This window comes from Oceanobacter mangrovi, from assembly GCF_019740315.1.
Taxonomy (GTDB): Bacteria; Pseudomonadota; Gammaproteobacteria; order Pseudomonadales; family Oceanobacteraceae; genus Oceanobacter; species Oceanobacter mangrovi.
The window spans coordinates 146,905-160,694 of sequence record NZ_JAHXZR010000011.1 but is presented as its reverse complement, the minus strand read 5'-3'; the positions used below and the strand labels follow the sequence as shown (position 1 = coordinate 160,694).

The 13,790-nt window shown below is 54.8% G+C and carries 12 protein-coding genes, 3 tRNA genes and 1 other RNA gene; 11 read left to right on the top strand and 5 right to left on the bottom strand.

What is annotated here, in order from left to right:
- Positions 1–13 precede the first annotated feature (13 nt).
- Complete coding sequence (locus tag K6123_RS19735) at positions 14–217, bottom strand: YgaP family membrane protein (RefSeq protein WP_221800904.1); 204 nt, start codon at positions 215–217, stop codon at positions 14–16.
- A gap of 230 nt (positions 218–447) precedes the next feature.
- Here K6123_RS19735 and alaS point away from each other — a divergent pair, with 230 nt between their 5' ends.
- The 7 genes from alaS to K6123_RS19700 all read left to right on the top strand — a co-directional run bounded on the left by alaS (position 448) and on the right by K6123_RS19700 (position 5,571).
- Complete coding sequence (gene alaS / locus K6123_RS19730) at positions 448–3,075, top strand: alanine--tRNA ligase (protein ID WP_221800902.1); 2,628 nt, start codon at positions 448–450, stop codon at positions 3,073–3,075.
- A 264-nt stretch (positions 3,076–3,339) separates the two neighbouring features.
- Complete coding sequence (locus K6123_RS19725) at positions 3,340–4,581, top strand: aspartate kinase (RefSeq protein WP_221800901.1); 1,242 nt, start codon at positions 3,340–3,342, stop codon at positions 4,579–4,581.
- A 192-nt stretch (positions 4,582–4,773) separates the two neighbouring features.
- Entirely contained in the window at positions 4,774–4,968 is a 195-nt protein-coding gene (csrA, locus tag K6123_RS19720; protein WP_221800900.1) for a carbon storage regulator CsrA, read from the top strand.
- A gap of 62 nt (positions 4,969–5,030) precedes the next feature.
- Positions 5,031–5,121: transfer RNA gene (locus tag K6123_RS19715), tRNA-Ser, on the top strand.
- A 78-nt stretch (positions 5,122–5,199) separates the two neighbouring features.
- A tRNA-Arg gene (locus K6123_RS19710) sits at positions 5,200–5,276 on the top strand.
- Between the two features lie 44 nt (positions 5,277–5,320).
- Positions 5,321–5,397 (top strand) — tRNA-Arg (locus tag K6123_RS19705).
- Between the two features lie 57 nt (positions 5,398–5,454).
- Positions 5,455–5,571, top strand: a non-coding RNA gene (locus K6123_RS19700) — RtT sRNA.
- A 158-nt stretch (positions 5,572–5,729) separates the two neighbouring features.
- Here K6123_RS19700 and K6123_RS19695 read toward each other — a convergent pair.
- The gene (locus tag K6123_RS19695) at positions 5,730–6,632 is read right to left on the bottom strand and encodes a LysR family transcriptional regulator (protein WP_221800899.1); all 903 of its coding nucleotides are present in this window, start codon (positions 6,630–6,632) and stop codon (positions 5,730–5,732) included.
- A 135-nt stretch (positions 6,633–6,767) separates the two neighbouring features.
- Between K6123_RS19695 and speB the strand changes: the two genes are divergently transcribed.
- The 3 genes from speB (at position 6,768) to K6123_RS19680 (ending at position 10,590) form a co-directional block, all read left to right on the top strand.
- Positions 6,768–7,724, top strand: a complete 957-nt coding sequence (speB, locus tag K6123_RS19690; RefSeq protein ID WP_221800898.1) for an agmatinase — start codon at positions 6,768–6,770, stop codon at positions 7,722–7,724.
- A gap of 67 nt (positions 7,725–7,791) precedes the next feature.
- Positions 7,792–9,120 (top strand): purine-cytosine permease family protein, encoded by a 1,329-nt coding sequence (locus K6123_RS19685; protein ID WP_221800897.1) that lies wholly within the window; start codon positions 7,792–7,794, stop codon positions 9,118–9,120.
- A gap of 18 nt (positions 9,121–9,138) precedes the next feature.
- Entirely contained in the window at positions 9,139–10,590 is a 1,452-nt protein-coding gene (locus tag K6123_RS19680) for an aldehyde dehydrogenase family protein (protein WP_221800896.1), read from the top strand.
- A gap of 170 nt (positions 10,591–10,760) precedes the next feature.
- On the opposite strand, the gene K6123_RS19675 is transcribed toward K6123_RS19680, so the two are convergent.
- Together K6123_RS19675 and K6123_RS19670 are read right to left on the bottom strand one after the other, a co-directional pair.
- Positions 10,761–11,300 carry a 2-thiouracil desulfurase family protein gene (locus K6123_RS19675; RefSeq protein WP_221800895.1) on the bottom strand — a complete coding sequence of 180 codons (540 nt, stop codon included), beginning with the start codon at positions 11,298–11,300 and terminating at the stop codon, positions 10,761–10,763.
- Positions 11,297–12,109 carry a methyltransferase domain-containing protein gene (locus K6123_RS19670; protein WP_221800894.1) on the bottom strand — a complete coding sequence of 271 codons (813 nt, stop codon included), beginning with the start codon at positions 12,107–12,109 and terminating at the stop codon, positions 11,297–11,299. Before K6123_RS19670 ends, K6123_RS19675 begins: the two co-directional genes overlap by 4 nt.
- A gap of 162 nt (positions 12,110–12,271) precedes the next feature.
- Here K6123_RS19670 and K6123_RS19665 point away from each other — a divergent pair, with 162 nt between their 5' ends.
- On the top strand, positions 12,272–12,994 hold the full coding sequence (locus K6123_RS19665; protein ID WP_221800893.1) for a GGDEF domain-containing protein: 723 nt from the start codon (positions 12,272–12,274) through the stop codon (positions 12,992–12,994).
- Between the two features lie 264 nt (positions 12,995–13,258).
- On the opposite strand, the gene K6123_RS19660 is transcribed toward K6123_RS19665, so the two are convergent.
- The gene (locus tag K6123_RS19660) at positions 13,259–13,732 is read right to left on the bottom strand and encodes a YaiI/YqxD family protein (RefSeq protein ID WP_221800892.1); all 474 of its coding nucleotides are present in this window, start codon (positions 13,730–13,732) and stop codon (positions 13,259–13,261) included.
- Positions 13,733–13,790 lie beyond the last annotated feature (58 nt).

The following is a 13,790-nucleotide window of genomic DNA, read 5'->3' as shown; positions in this document are numbered from 1 at the left end:
TCCGAAGCTCGCCTTATTTAAAGGCGCAGCCGCTTTGCAGGCCGAATTTCTTCAGAATAATGGCCAGCGGGCAGAAGCTGGTGAAGGCCGATTGCAGCAGGTTAAAACCTACAAAAGCAGTCAGCCACAGCCAGTTAACACTGTGCAGTTGGGACAGCGCCAGGCTGACCAGAATCACGGTACCGGCGAAAGCAAAAACAAAACGATCAACATTCATGGCAGGGCCTCCCGACAGCGGGCTATGTTCGATGGGCTGTCATTCAGGACGACAGCAGATTTGATTCAAGTATAACTATGTGGTTATTTTGTTCAATCCCTCAAAACCTCTGATACGCGACATCTACTTCGACAATAGCGTAACCATATAGAGGTTGGACTCGGACAATTGCGTTCAAACCGCTATACTCGCCGCTTTGACGCAAACAACCTTCGGAATTTTGCCCTCGTATGAAAAGCGCAGATATTCGCCAGGCGTTCCTCGATTTCTTTGCCTCCAAAGGGCACGAGGTGGTGCCTTCAAGCCCTCTGGTTCCCGGTAATGACCCGACCCTGCTGTTCACCAACGCCGGTATGGTGCAGTTCAAGGACTGTTTCCTGGGCAAGGACCAGCGCAGCTACACGCGTGCGGCGACGTCGCAGCGTTGTGTGCGGGCGGGCGGCAAACACAATGACCTTGAAAACGTCGGTTACACCGCACGTCACCACACCTTCTTTGAAATGCTGGGTAACTTCAGCTTCGGCGACTACTTCAAGGAAGACGCCATCAAGTTTGCGTGGGAATTCCTGACCTCTGAGCAGTGGCTGAACCTGCCGGTTGAAAAACTGATGGTGACGGTTTACGCCGAAGACGATGAGGCATTCGATATCTGGAACAAACAAATGGGTGTTCCAGCCGACAAGATTGTTCGCATCGGTGACAACAAGGGTGCGCGCTACGCTTCGGATAACTTCTGGGCCATGGGCGATACCGGTCCTTGTGGCCCATGTACCGAGATTTTCTACGATCACGGCGAACACATCTGGGGTGGTCCGCCAGGATCTCCGGAAGAAGACGGTGACCGTTTCATCGAGATCTGGAACAACGTATTCATGCAGTTCGAGCGCAAGGAAAACGGTGAAATGATTCCGTTGCCGAAGCCGTCTGTGGATACCGGTATGGGCCTGGAACGTATCTCCGCGATCATGCAGGGCGTCCACAGCAACTATGAAATCGACCTGTTCCAGGCGCTGTTGAAAGCCGCTGGTGAAGTGACCGGTTGTACCGACACTGAAAACAAGTCGCTGCGCGTCATTGCCGACCACATCCGTTCAACCAGCTTCCTGATCGTTGACGGCGTACTGCCTTCCAACGAAGGCCGTGGTTACGTGTTGCGTCGTATCATTCGTCGTGCCGTACGTCATGGTCACATGCTGGGAGCGCCATCCGGCTTCTTCCACAAGCTGGTTGGTGCGCTGGTTGAGCAGATGGGCGAAGCCTATCCAGAACTGGCTCACCTGCAGACCCACGTTGAAAAAGTACTGCGTATCGAAGAAGAGCAGTTCGCCAAGACTCTCGATAAGGGGATGGCAATTCTCAACGCCGAAATTGCCGAGCTGAGTGGCGATACCATTCCGGGTGAAGTGGCGTTCAAGCTGTACGACACCTATGGCTTCCCGCTCGACCTGACTGCGGACGTTGCCCGTGAGCGCGATCTCAAGGTTGACGAAGAAGGCTTCGACGTTGAAATGAACAAGCAGCGCGAAAAAGCCCGTGCTGCTGGTCATTTTGGCGCCAACTACGGTGCGGGTCTGGAAATCGACGGTGCGACCGAATTCCTTGGTTACGAGCTGCTGGAAAATACCGGCACTGTAAAAGCCCTGTTCAAAAACGGCGAAGCGGTAGCAGAACTGAGTGCTGGTGATGAAGCCGTGCTGGTGCTTGACGAAACGGCTTTCTACGCCGAGAGCGGTGGCCAGGTTGGTGATACCGGTTTCCTCAAGGCCGACGGCGTGGTGTTCCAGGTTAAGGACACCACCAAGGAAGGCAGCAACCACCTGCACAAGGGCGTACTGGTTGAAGGTGCTGTCAAGGTTGGTGATCAGCTGATCGCCATGGTTGATGCCGACAAGCGTCAGGCGACTGCATTGCACCATTCTGCGACCCACTTGTTGCACGCTGCGTTGCGTCAGGTACTGGGCGATCATGTGCATCAAAAAGGCTCACTGAATACCTATGAGCGCCTGCGTTTCGACTTCTCTCATCTGGAAGCGGTATCGGCGGCCGAACTGGAAGAAATTGAAGCCATCGTCAACCGTCATATCCGTGCCAACACTCCGGTAACCACTCGTGTGATGGCCATTGATGATGCGCGTGAAACCGGTGCTGCGGCACAGTTCGGTGAGAAGTACGGCGACGAAGTTCGGGTACTGAGCATGGGTATCGATGACTTCTCGGTGGAATTCTGTGGTGGTACTCACGCCTCCCGCACCGGTGACCTGGGTCTGCTGAAAATTGCTTCCGAAAGCGGTATTGCGGCGGGTATCCGTCGTATTGAAGCCGTGGTGGGGCAGGCTGCGCTGGACTTTATTGGCGTTGAAGAGAAAACCCTCAAGGGCATCGCTGCTTCCCTGAAAGGTTCTACCGACAACGTCGCAGACAAGGTTGAGCAACTGCAAAACCGCAACAAGGCGCTGGAAAAAGAACTGGAAGCGCTGAAGTCTAAACTGGCCAGCAGTGCCGGTGCAGACCTGGCAGGTCAGGCCAAAGACGTCAACGGCGTCAAGGTGTTGGCTGCGCGTCTGGATGGTGCCGAGGTGAATGACCTGCGTACCACCATGGATCAGCTGAAGAACAAACTGGGTTCTGCGCTGATCCTGCTGGCTTCTGACAACGACGGCAAGGTAACCCTGCTGGCAGGTGTGACCAAGGACCTGATCAAGTCTGCCAAGGCTGGCGATGCGGTCAAGGCCTGTGCCGAATACGTTGACGGTCGTGGTGGCGGCAAGCCGGAAATGGCGCAGGCCGGTGGCCAGAAGCCGGAAGGCATTGATGATGCATTGGCAGCGTTCGAACGCTGGGCAGAAAGCGTTCTGTAAGACGCTTGCTGCGGCCGCTTTGGTGGCCAGATGCAGACTCAACAAAAGCAGGCAATCGCCTGCTTTTGTTGTTTTCGGAGCCTGAAAATCCTGCCCTGATAGCAGTGTGTAAATCTATATAATCAATAAAACATATTGGTTACATAAACATTCGTTCAAATGATTAAAATTTGTTCAGTCAGGGGCTGGCTGTATCTTTCCTGTTCATGCCAATTGTTGTTTAATTAGCGCCCTTTTTTATTGGTCAACCTCGGCTGTAACATCATGGCACTATATGTTCAGAAGTATGGAGGCACTTCGGTCGGTACGGTAGAACGTATCGAGGCGGTTGCCGACAAGGTGAAATCCTTTCACGACGCAGGCCACCAGGTAGTGGTAACCGTTTCTGCAATGAGCGGTGAAACCAACCGTCTGATTGGACTGGCTAAATCCATCTCTGAAAACCCCTCTCCACGTGAAATGGACGTGCTGGTTTCCACTGGCGAGCAGGTCACCATTGCCTTGTTGGCGATGGCGCTGGAAAAACGTGGCGTCAGCGCCCGTTCCTATACCGGCTGGCAGGTTGGTATCAAAACTGACAGCGCGTTCATGAAAGCCCGCATCGAAGATATCGACACCGACTCCATGCGTGCCCAGCTGAATGCTGGCGGTATTGTGATTGTTGCCGGTTTCCAGGGGATTGATGACGACAACAACATCACCACGCTGGGTCGTGGCGGTTCCGACACCACGGGTGTTGCCCTGGCGGCCGCCCTCGGTGCTGACGAATGCCAGATCTATACTGATGTTGATGGGGTTTATACCACTGATCCACGGGTTGTTCCTGCGGCTCGGCGGATGGAAAAGGTGACCTTCGAGGAAATGCTCGAAATGGCCAGCCTCGGCTCCAAGGTTTTGCAGATTCGGTCGGTCGAATTTGCCGGTAAATACAAGGTTCCACTGCGCGTGCTTTCCACTTTCAAGGAAGGCAACGGCACACTGATCACAATGGAGGAGATGGGCTCCGTGGAAAATCCAGTTATCTCAGGTATTGCTTTCAACCGTGACGAAGCAAAACTGACCGTTAAAGGTGTACCAGATATTCCGGGCGTTGCCTCCAAAATTCTGGGTCCTGTCAGCGAAGCCAATATCGAAGTCGATATGATTGTGCAGAACGTCTCTGAAGACGGCACCACCGACTTTACCTTCACTGTGCATCGCAATGATTACGCCAAGACCAAGGCGATCCTGGAAAAGATCGGGCAGGAACTGAATGCCCGTTCGGTCAAGGGCACCGACAATATCTGTAAAGTGTCGATGGTGGGTGTGGGCATGCGTTCCCACGCGGGTGTGGCCAGCAAGATGTTCAAGGTTCTGGCTGACGAAAACATCAACATTCTGGCGATCACCACGTCCGAGATCAAAATCTCTGTTGTGATCGACGAAAAATATCTGGAACTGGCAGTACGCGCCCTGCATACCGCTTTTGGCCTGGACGCCGAGGAAGAGACTCAGGTTCCCGCCTGATTTTATTCTTCCTGTCTTACAAATTGGGGAACCTTCCTGACAGGAAGGACCCCAATGCACAAAATGTTCTCAATTTTCGATAATTTGGCTGACCATACCGGACTTAATGGTCAATACTTATATTGAGAGAACGACCCAGGCATTACGCCGCAGCACCCTAGAACTAACCAACAGGATTTCAGGAGAAACCCTATGCTTATTTTGACCCGTCGCGTAGGCGAGACATTGATGGTCGGTGATGAAGTAACAGTGACCGTCCTTGGCGTTAAGGGAAACCAGGTACGTATCGGTGTTAACGCACCGAAAGAAGTAGCTGTACACCGTGAAGAGATTTACCAGCGCATTCAGCGCGAAAAAGATGGTGGTGAGCCGAGCGGCAACTACTGATAATTTTTTTGCATTTCCTCTTTGCAAATGCAAAAAACGTGGTATCATGCGCGCCGTGATTTGGAGAGATGGCCGAGTGGCTGAAGGCGCACCCCTGCTAAGGGTGTATAGGTTAATACCCTATCGAGGGTTCGAATCCCTCTCTCTCCGCCACGTTTTCTGCTCCGCAGATCGCGTAAAATAGTAGTTGACGGTTTCAGTTTTATTACTATAATGCGCACCCCACGATACGCGCTCGTAGCTCAGCTGGATAGAGTACCTGGCTACGAACCAGGCGGTCGGAGGTTCGAATCCTCCCGAGCGCGCCATTCAAATCCTATTTGGATGGAATCTATCGTGAATTTTCTGAAGCGCGCTCGTAGCTCAGCTGGATAGAGTACCTGGCTACGAACCAGGCGGTCGGAGGTTCGAATCCTCCCGAGCGCGCCATCTCAGAAGATCTCGCCAGTATCTGGCACATCGAATCCCCCAAATATGTAGTCATCTTCTCCGTTAAAGCGACGGAGGTGAGAACCTCCCCGGGTTCGATTCGAGCACCGCGAGAAAACATTGGCGCTTGCGACAATGGCCCGCAGGGCGATAGTAATCCTCCCGAGCGCGCCATCTCAGAAGATCTCGCCAATATCTGGCACATCGAATCCCCAAAATATGTCGTTATCTTCTCCGTTCAAGCGACGGAGGTGAGAACCTCCTCTGGTTCGATTCGAGCTTTCCTTCGCAAAATTTTCCCTCAATATTATTCCCGAAGCGCCGGTACGGTTTCACTTCGCCAGTCCTGTTGTCTGCTTGATCAGCAAATCCCGCATGGTCCGAATAAACAGCTCGCGGCTGCGTCCACGACGGCAGATCAGTGAAAAGGGGGCCTGGTAACCAAATTCACTTGGCAGCAGTGGCCGTAAACGGCCGTCCTGGACGAAGTTCTGGCTGTAGTGCTCCGGCAGGTAACCGACAAATTTACCGGACAGAATCAGCGCCAGCTGGGCTTCCATGCTTTCCACCGTGGCAGTGCTGTGGCCAAAGCCACGTTTCCGCAAGTCGGCATTATTCCAGTAGCTGCGCGTTACCAGGCCGCATTGGGCGATCTGTTCGGCTTTCACCCGCCGCACGCTGAACAAGGGATGCTGGTCGCTGCAATACAACCAGTGCTGTTCGCGATAGAGCTTTTCCTCAATCACGTTGTTGATGCTGGAGGGGTAGTTGCCGATGGCGAGGTCCAGCTGGTTGTTGAGGATGCCCTGTACCTGCTCGTAGGGGCTGCGAATCTGCAGATTCAGGTGCACAGCCGGGAAACGCTCGTTGAACTGTCGCAGCACTTCCGGGAACGACAGCGCGCTGTCCATCACAGTGGCATCCAGTAAGGCGATGTGGAAGGTACCGCCCTGATCGCCCTTGAGGGCTTCGGCATGGCGCTCCAGCGATTCCACTTCTTCCAGCACCTTGACCGCCTGATGCAAAAATTGCTGCCCCTTCTCGGTCAGTGAAAAGCCGGAACGGCCACGCTGACACAGCACAAACCCCAGATTACCTTCCAGTTCGCTCATGTAGTTGCTGATTGCGGAAGTGGTCAGCTTGAGCTCCTGCTGGGCACCGGAATAGCCCTGATGCTGTACCACGGCCACAAAGACCTCGAGCAGGCGGATGTTGAAGCGTTTATCGGTTTTCATGAGATTAGGGTGTTCCTGAATACTTCAGTAATTTCTGAAGTGATTATTTTTTATTTCGTATTTTAGGGTCAAGGCTGGCTGCCTAACATGTCCTGAAAGCATCACGCTGTTTGCGGTCAGAAAGAGGAGCCAGCAATGGATAAACACTTCCACCAACCACAAAGTGGCAACGACATGCCGCGTTTTGGCGGTCGGGCGACCATGTTGCGGTTGCCGTTTGTTGAAGACCTGAAAGGTCTCGACGTTGCCTTTGTGGGGATTCCGCTGGACATTGGTACTTCCCAACGCGCGGGCACCCGTTATGGCCCACGCCAGATTCGTGCTGAATCCGTGATGATTCGGCCTTTCAACATGGCAACCGGAGCGGCGCCGTTTGAATCGCTCTCTGTGGCTGATATCGGTGATGTGCCGATCAACACCTACAGCCTGCTGAAGTCCGTCGATATCATCGAAAATTATTACACCCGGCTGAACGATTACCCGCTGGCGCCACTGACGCTGGGTGGTGATCACACTCTGACGCTGCCGATTCTGCGGGCGATTGCCAAAAAGCACGGTCCGGTTGGCCTGATTCATGTGGATGCCCACACGGACACCAACGACAACATGTTTGGCGAAAAGATTGCCCATGGCACGACCTTCCGCCGGGCGGTGGAAGAAGGTCTGCTGGACTGCAATCGGGTGGTGCAGATTGGTCAGCGCGCCCAGGGCTATTCCGCCAACGATTTCAAATGGGGTGAGCAACAGGGCTTCCGGTTGGTAACCGCCGAACAATGCTGGCACAAGTCGCTCGAAGCACTGATGAAGGAAGTGCGTGAGCAGATGGGTGACGGCCCGGTTTACCTGTCATTTGATATCGACGGCATCGACCCGGCCTGGGCGCCCGGTACCGGCACGCCGGAAGTGGGTGGGCTGACCTCGATTCAGGGGCTGGAAATCATTCGTGGCTGTAAGGGCCTGAATCTGATAGGTGGCGATCTGGTAGAGGTGTCTCCACCCTACGATCTCAGCGGTAACACCTCGCAACTGGCGGCCAACTATCTGTACGAAATGCTCTGTGTGCTACCAGGCGTTAAGTACGACAACGAATAACGGCGCCAGCCAATAACGACAAAACCTCGATTAAGACATTCCAATTATAATTATTCAGGGATTTACCATGAGCATAGAGAGTGGGCACGACAGCATATTGCCAACCCAGCCAGAAGACCGAAACCTCGGGCTGTGGGGCACGATTTTTCTGTGGACGGCCGCCACGCTGGTAACACCAACCGTGATGACCGGCCAGATGTTTGTACCGGACGTCAGCCCGTCATCAGCCTTTATGATGGTGTTGCTGGGTTCCATTATTGGCTGTGCGGCGCTGGCTGCAGTGGCCATTGTTGGCACCAAAACCGGCTTGCCAACCTTTGTGATTGCCCGTTCGACCTACGGTTATCACGGTTCCAAACTGTTTGCCGGACTGAACGTGGTGATTCTGGCTGGCTGGTCGCTGATTCAGGGCTATCTGGGAGCGATGGCGCTCAACAAGGTCGTCAATGTACTGTTTGGTTTCGATAACATCGTCCTGTGTATCTTCATCACGCAGGGGCTGGTGATGGTGATCACCATTCTGGGCCACTCCGGCGTTCAGAAAATCGAAAGCGTGGCGTCCTCGCTGATGCTGATTATGGCGCTGGCAGTGACCTATCGTCTGCTGAGCGAAAATGGCCTCACCGATATCAAGAACCTGCCGTTGTCGGATACGCCAAGCCTGACTGCCGCGATTGTGTTCGACATCGTGCTGGCAACCGCGTTCTCCTGGATTACCCTGCCGTGTGACTACAACCGTTACTGCAAGAGCAAGGCGGTTAGTGCGACCGGTATTGTCAGTGGTTACATGCTGGGCACCATTATCGCCATGGGTTTGGGAATTCTGGTGGGAGCGTTCTCGCTGGCACACGGCCATGAGCCAACCTACGATCCATCCGACATCATGCAGGGCGAATACGTGGTGATTGGTTCGCTGGTGATGTTCTTCTCGGTCATGACCACCAACATCATGGTGCTGTACAGCATCTCCATGAGCTCAATGTCGGTGCTGCCAAAGCTGCGTTTCCCGGTGGCAGTGCTGTTCTGGGGCCTGCTGATCATGGTTGCCACACTGGCGCAGGATCTGTTGCTGGCTTCGTTCTTCGACTGGGTATTGCTGGTCGGCGCGCTGATGATTCCGGTGTTCTCCATCATCCTGACCGACTATTACCTGCTGGGTGGCCGTCAGCTGAACATGGACTCAATCAACTTCCGCACTAACGGTCGTCTGGATATCAATATCAGTGCCCTTATCAGCTATGTTGTCAGCGCTGTATTCGCTATCTACTTCACCTACGTTTCGCCACTGGAGTTCGGCTCAACCGCCGCAACGCTGGTATTTGCGTCGGTGGTCTACATTATTCTCAACAAGCTGATGCCTGCTGCCAAAACGCCGCAGTTATCCGCCGCTGAATAATCGTTCAAGTGAAATAACATGATTCGTATTGAAAACTATCTGGGCAACAACCGGCAAGCTTCACAGCCTGCCGGTTACCTGCAGTCTGTTAATCCGTACAACCGTGAGGCCATTGCCGAGTTCCCATGCTCAGGCAAGGCCGAAGTGGACGAGGCGGTGGCTTCGGCTGAACAAGCGTTAGTTGGCTGGCGTCAGACCTCTGCAACGCAACGGGCGGATTATCTGGATCGGATAGCCTCTGCAATTGAACTGCGCAGCGAGCAGATCGCTGCCGCGATTACCGCCAGCTGTGGCAAGCCACTGACGGAAGCCGGTTACGATGTGCTGGATTCCATCGACTGCTACCGCTATTACGCCGCGCTGGCTCGTGAGCTGGCAGCGCAACAGGACGCGCAGGGCCTGCAGGCGGTTGCGATTGCCGATCCGGCTTTCAGCAGCCGTTTGCGGCGTGAACCTGTGGGAGTGGTTGCGCTCATCACCCCCTGGAATTTCCCCACCGTGACCACTTCCTGGAAGCTGGCTCCAGCGCTGGCAGCCGGTTGTACTGTGGTGCTGAAGCCATCGGAAGTCACGCCGCTGCCGGAATCCATACTGGCTGAGATTTGTACTGCCGCTGGCCTGCCTGCTGGTGTAGTGAATATTGTCTATGGCGCTGGCGAAGCAGGTGCCGCACTGGTGAGTCATCCGCAGGTGCGCAAGGTGTCATTCACCGGCAGTACTGCCACCGGTGCCCGCATTGCTCTGGAAACGGCGGCGGAGATCAAGAACCTCAGCCTTGAGCTGGGCGGCAAGTCTTCCATCATTGTGTTTGACGACGCGGATATGGAAGTGGCGCTGCAGGCCATTATGGGCGGGATTTTCTTTAATAACGGCCAGATCTGTTCGGCAACCTCCCGCTTGCTGGTGCACGAAGGCATTGCGGCTGAGTTGCTGGCGCAACTGCAACAGCGGGTGGCGCAACTCAAACCGTCGAATCCGGCTACGGCGGAGGCGGTGCTGGGCCCGCTGGCGTGTGAAGCCCAGTTCAACAAGGTGATGGAATATCTGGCCATTGCCGAAGCTGAAGGTTTGCAGTGTCTGAACGGTGGCAAGGCCTGCTCTGATGGCGTCAGCCAATGGATGGTCGAGCCAACCGTCTACGTTGATGTGCCGGTCAGCAGTCGTCTGTGGCAGGAAGAAATCTTCGGCCCGGTACTATGTTGCCGCACCTTTGCAACCGTTGAGGAAGCCATTGAGCGTGCCAACGACTGTGAATACGGTCTGGCTGCCACTGTAGTCAGCGGCGACGAACAGCGTGCCGAGGCGGTGGCCTGTCAGCTCGAAGCCGGTCATATCTGGCTCAACTGCGACCAGAAAGTGCTGGTGGAAACCAGCTGGGGCGGTATGAAAAAGAGTGGTCTGGGACGTGAACTGGGCCCCTGGGGCCTGAGTGCTTTCACCGAGGTGAAGCACATTACCCGCAAGTCCTGAATCACTCAGGACTGCCTTAAAAAGAACACGGGCTGCCGATTAGCCCGTCAGCTTCTGCAACCTGACTATTTCTGCCAGCTCCAGCAGTGCTGGCGGACGTTAGATTGAAGAAGTGACAGCGGACTGCCAGCCAGTCCGTCAGCCACTCCAACAGGCCCGGTTGTTGCCGATCAACAGCCAGGTTTGGTTACCGGAAAGCCATGCTGTTGCAGCAAGGCCAGCAGTTGTCGATCTGCTGCCGGGCTAAAACAGGGAATGCCATGCTGCTCCAGCAGTGCAGCCGTGACTCCCTGTCCTGTTGTGAGGGTGCTGGAAAAATGGCCGTCATAAGTGCCGTCGGCACCACAGGATGGCGAACGGGCCGCCAGCAGGGCTGCGACAACTTCGTTTCCCTGTGCGGTTTCCAGCGAGCTTTTGTCCAGTGCACGTTTGGCGCCCGCGACAAATTCTGCCGTCACATCATCACCGGCACGGGTAATAATCCGGCTGTTGCCCGCCAATACCTGATCGCCCTGGCCACCGATAATTTCTGCGGCGGGTCTGGGTGTCGGCAGGCCTCCGAGGACCTCCGGGCATACTACAACCAGCAAGCCCAGCTGCTGCCACAGGCTCAACAGCGGTTGCAAATGGCCAACCTTGTTTTCATTCGAATCACCGTCATAACGCACCGGCTGGCCCAGCAGGCAGGCGGAAACCAGCAGCTTTTTCATATCGACGGCTCTGCGAGCGGACGGCGGGCAACCACATGAATATAACGACCGAACAGCCGGTAGGGATCCAGCAAGCCGAATTCCAGATCCGCCTGGTCGACGGCGGGCTGGCCAATACGCTCACGGATTTTCTGGTGCATATGATCGTGAATACAACGAATACCACGCCAGCCAAGCGTTTCCATACCCAGTTGTTGCAGGCGTTCGAACACTTGTTCAGGATCAAGAGGGTGTTGCGGTGCATTACCTTCCTTGCGCAGCCGGTCGGTCGAGCCGCCCGGTGCATGGGTACGACCGTTCATCAGCTGACGCCACTGATGGCCATGGAGGTTGTAAAACATCAGTGACAGATAGCCGCCTGCAGCCACCTTGCTGCAGATCTGTGCCAGTTCTTCGAACGGCTGTTCCAGCCATTCCAGCACCGCATGATTGAGCACGATGTCGAACTGGCCAGGGAAGTGTTGATCGACCTGCTGCAGGGCGCTACAGGCACTTTGCAGAGGTAATCCGGCTTCGGCAAACTGCTGGTCTGCAAAGGCCAGCATTTCTGCCGACAGATCGCACAGGCTGATACTGGCGCCCTGTTGTGCCAGCTGAAGGGCAAACTGGCCCTGACCACCACCGAGGTCCAATACCCGGGCATTGGCGACCGGCAAGGCAAAGCGCTGGAAGTCATCCGTCAGCGCTGCCAGCCGTAACTGGCCCTTGGGGGTGTTGTAGATGGTGTTGCGGAAACGCGCTGCAATATCATCAAAATTGCGGTCGGGTTGGCTGCTGCCGGAATGGAGTTCTGGATTGGTGGTGCTCATAAAATACCTGTCCTGCGAATGCCGTCAGTCTAGCGACAAGGCCGGTCATAAGGCCAGTGAAGCTGAACGGCAATTAACAATTCAGCAATTGTCCCGGCATGTTCTGCAAACAGCGGTTTTCCTTTCTACACTATCTGGATGAAAGACAGGATAGCCAACCAAATGAGCCGTATTCCCTTTGAGGCTGATGTTTCGACAACTGCTACTGACAGCGGCTGGCTGTGCCCGTCGGCTGGTACCGAATGTCGTTTTCAACAGGAGTTGGTATCGCTGCGTCAGCAGATTATTCGTGATGCCCTGACCGGCCTGTTTAATCACCGCCATTTGATGGAATCACTGGAACGGGAAATCGACCGTACCGAGCGTTCGGAGCTACCGACCTGCCTGTTGATGATTGATCTGGATTATTTCAAGCAGGTCAATGATCGCTGGGGCCATGAAGTCGGCAACCTGGTGTTGCAGGCCAGTGCCCGGGTGATTCTGGAAACTACCCGCAAGCTGGATATCCAGTGCCGGTACGGTGGTGAGGAGTTTGCGGTAATCCTGCCGTCGACGCATCGGCTGGCAGCCCAGAACGTCGCCGAGCGGATTCGTCAGAATATCGAGGCGCTGGTGTTTGAACAGCAGGGCGAAACCTTTGGGGTCACCGCCAGTATTGGTCTGGCTTGCTTTGAAAGTGGTCAGCCTGCTATCGCCAGCGAACTGCTGCAACAGGCTGACAAGGAACTGTACCGGGCCAAGCAGCAGGGCCGAAATCAGGTGTGTTCGGCTCCGGAAGTGCTTTCCGAAAGCCATGTGACGGCCGACGAAAAAGCCCTGATGATGAGTTTGTTTGGTGGCGCCGACAGTGACGACGATTTTGACGACAGCAAACCGATCGGTTAGGGGGCGTTCTCAATTAGTAAAGCGGCCCTGCTGAGAGCCAGTTGGCTTCAGAACAAGGCATGAGGAGCGCTGTTTAGCCCGCTAAATAAGTGACGAATAACGCAGTGCCTGGAGCCAACTGGCCTCAGCCCGAAGGGTTATGGTTAAAAATCCACCATGCGGTGTTGTTGAACTTGTAAAGGGCTCGCCATTCCCTTCGTTCAACGCCTTGCCTGATGAATTTTTCTTCCATAACAGGACCCGTTAATTAATTGAGAACGCCCCCTAATGCTTTTGTTTGGCCAGCCAGCGATCCAGTGCGTTGGCAAAGTTCTGCCGGTCACGCTGATCAAAGGCTGACGGCCCGCCACTCTGGATGCCACTGGAGCGCATCGTCTCGTAAAAGTCCCGCATGTTCAGCCGTTGGCGAATGGTTTCTGCGGTATAGGGTTCACCACGCGGATTAATCGCCGACAGTCCTAATTCCATCGCTTCTGCTGCCAGCGGAATATCCTGGGTGATTAACAGGTCACCGCTGCTGGCACGTTCAATAATGGTGTGATCGGCAACATCAAAACCGGCCGATACAGACAGCTTTTTGATCCAGGGGGAATTTGGCAGCGGCAGCGCATGGTTGGCGACAAACCAGGTGCTGGTGGCGGTACGAACGGCGGCCTTGCAGATAATTTCCCGCACCACCGCAGGTATGGCATCGGCATCAACCCAGATCTGGGCTGGTTGTGGATCATTGGTACTCATTGGCAGACATTTCAAACTCTGGCTGGACGCGGGCTACTTTAGCACAGCTGTTGGTAGT

Coding starts and splice junctions, on each gene's coding strand:
- K6123_RS19660 (WP_221800892.1), bottom strand. CDS start 13,732: ATGAGTACCAATGATCCACAACCAGCCCAGATCTGGGTTGATGCCGAT.
- speB (WP_221800898.1), top strand. CDS start 6,768: ATGGATAAACACTTCCACCAACCACAAAGTGGCAACGACATGCCGCGT.
- K6123_RS19725 (WP_221800901.1), top strand. CDS start 3,340: ATGGCACTATATGTTCAGAAGTATGGAGGCACTTCGGTCGGTACGGTA.
- K6123_RS19680 (WP_221800896.1), top strand. CDS start 9,139: ATGATTCGTATTGAAAACTATCTGGGCAACAACCGGCAAGCTTCACAG.
- csrA (WP_221800900.1), top strand. CDS start 4,774: ATGCTTATTTTGACCCGTCGCGTAGGCGAGACATTGATGGTCGGTGAT.
- K6123_RS19735 (WP_221800904.1), bottom strand. CDS start 217: ATGAATGTTGATCGTTTTGTTTTTGCTTTCGCCGGTACCGTGATTCTG.
- K6123_RS19670 (WP_221800894.1), bottom strand. CDS start 12,109: ATGAGCACCACCAATCCAGAACTCCATTCCGGCAGCAGCCAACCCGAC.
- K6123_RS19685 (WP_221800897.1), top strand. CDS start 7,792: ATGAGCATAGAGAGTGGGCACGACAGCATATTGCCAACCCAGCCAGAA.
- K6123_RS19675 (WP_221800895.1), bottom strand. CDS start 11,300: ATGAAAAAGCTGCTGGTTTCCGCCTGCCTGCTGGGCCAGCCGGTGCGT.
- K6123_RS19665 (WP_221800893.1), top strand. CDS start 12,272: ATGAGCCGTATTCCCTTTGAGGCTGATGTTTCGACAACTGCTACTGAC.
- K6123_RS19695 (WP_221800899.1), bottom strand. CDS start 6,632: ATGAAAACCGATAAACGCTTCAACATCCGCCTGCTCGAGGTCTTTGTG.
- alaS (WP_221800902.1), top strand. CDS start 448: ATGAAAAGCGCAGATATTCGCCAGGCGTTCCTCGATTTCTTTGCCTCC.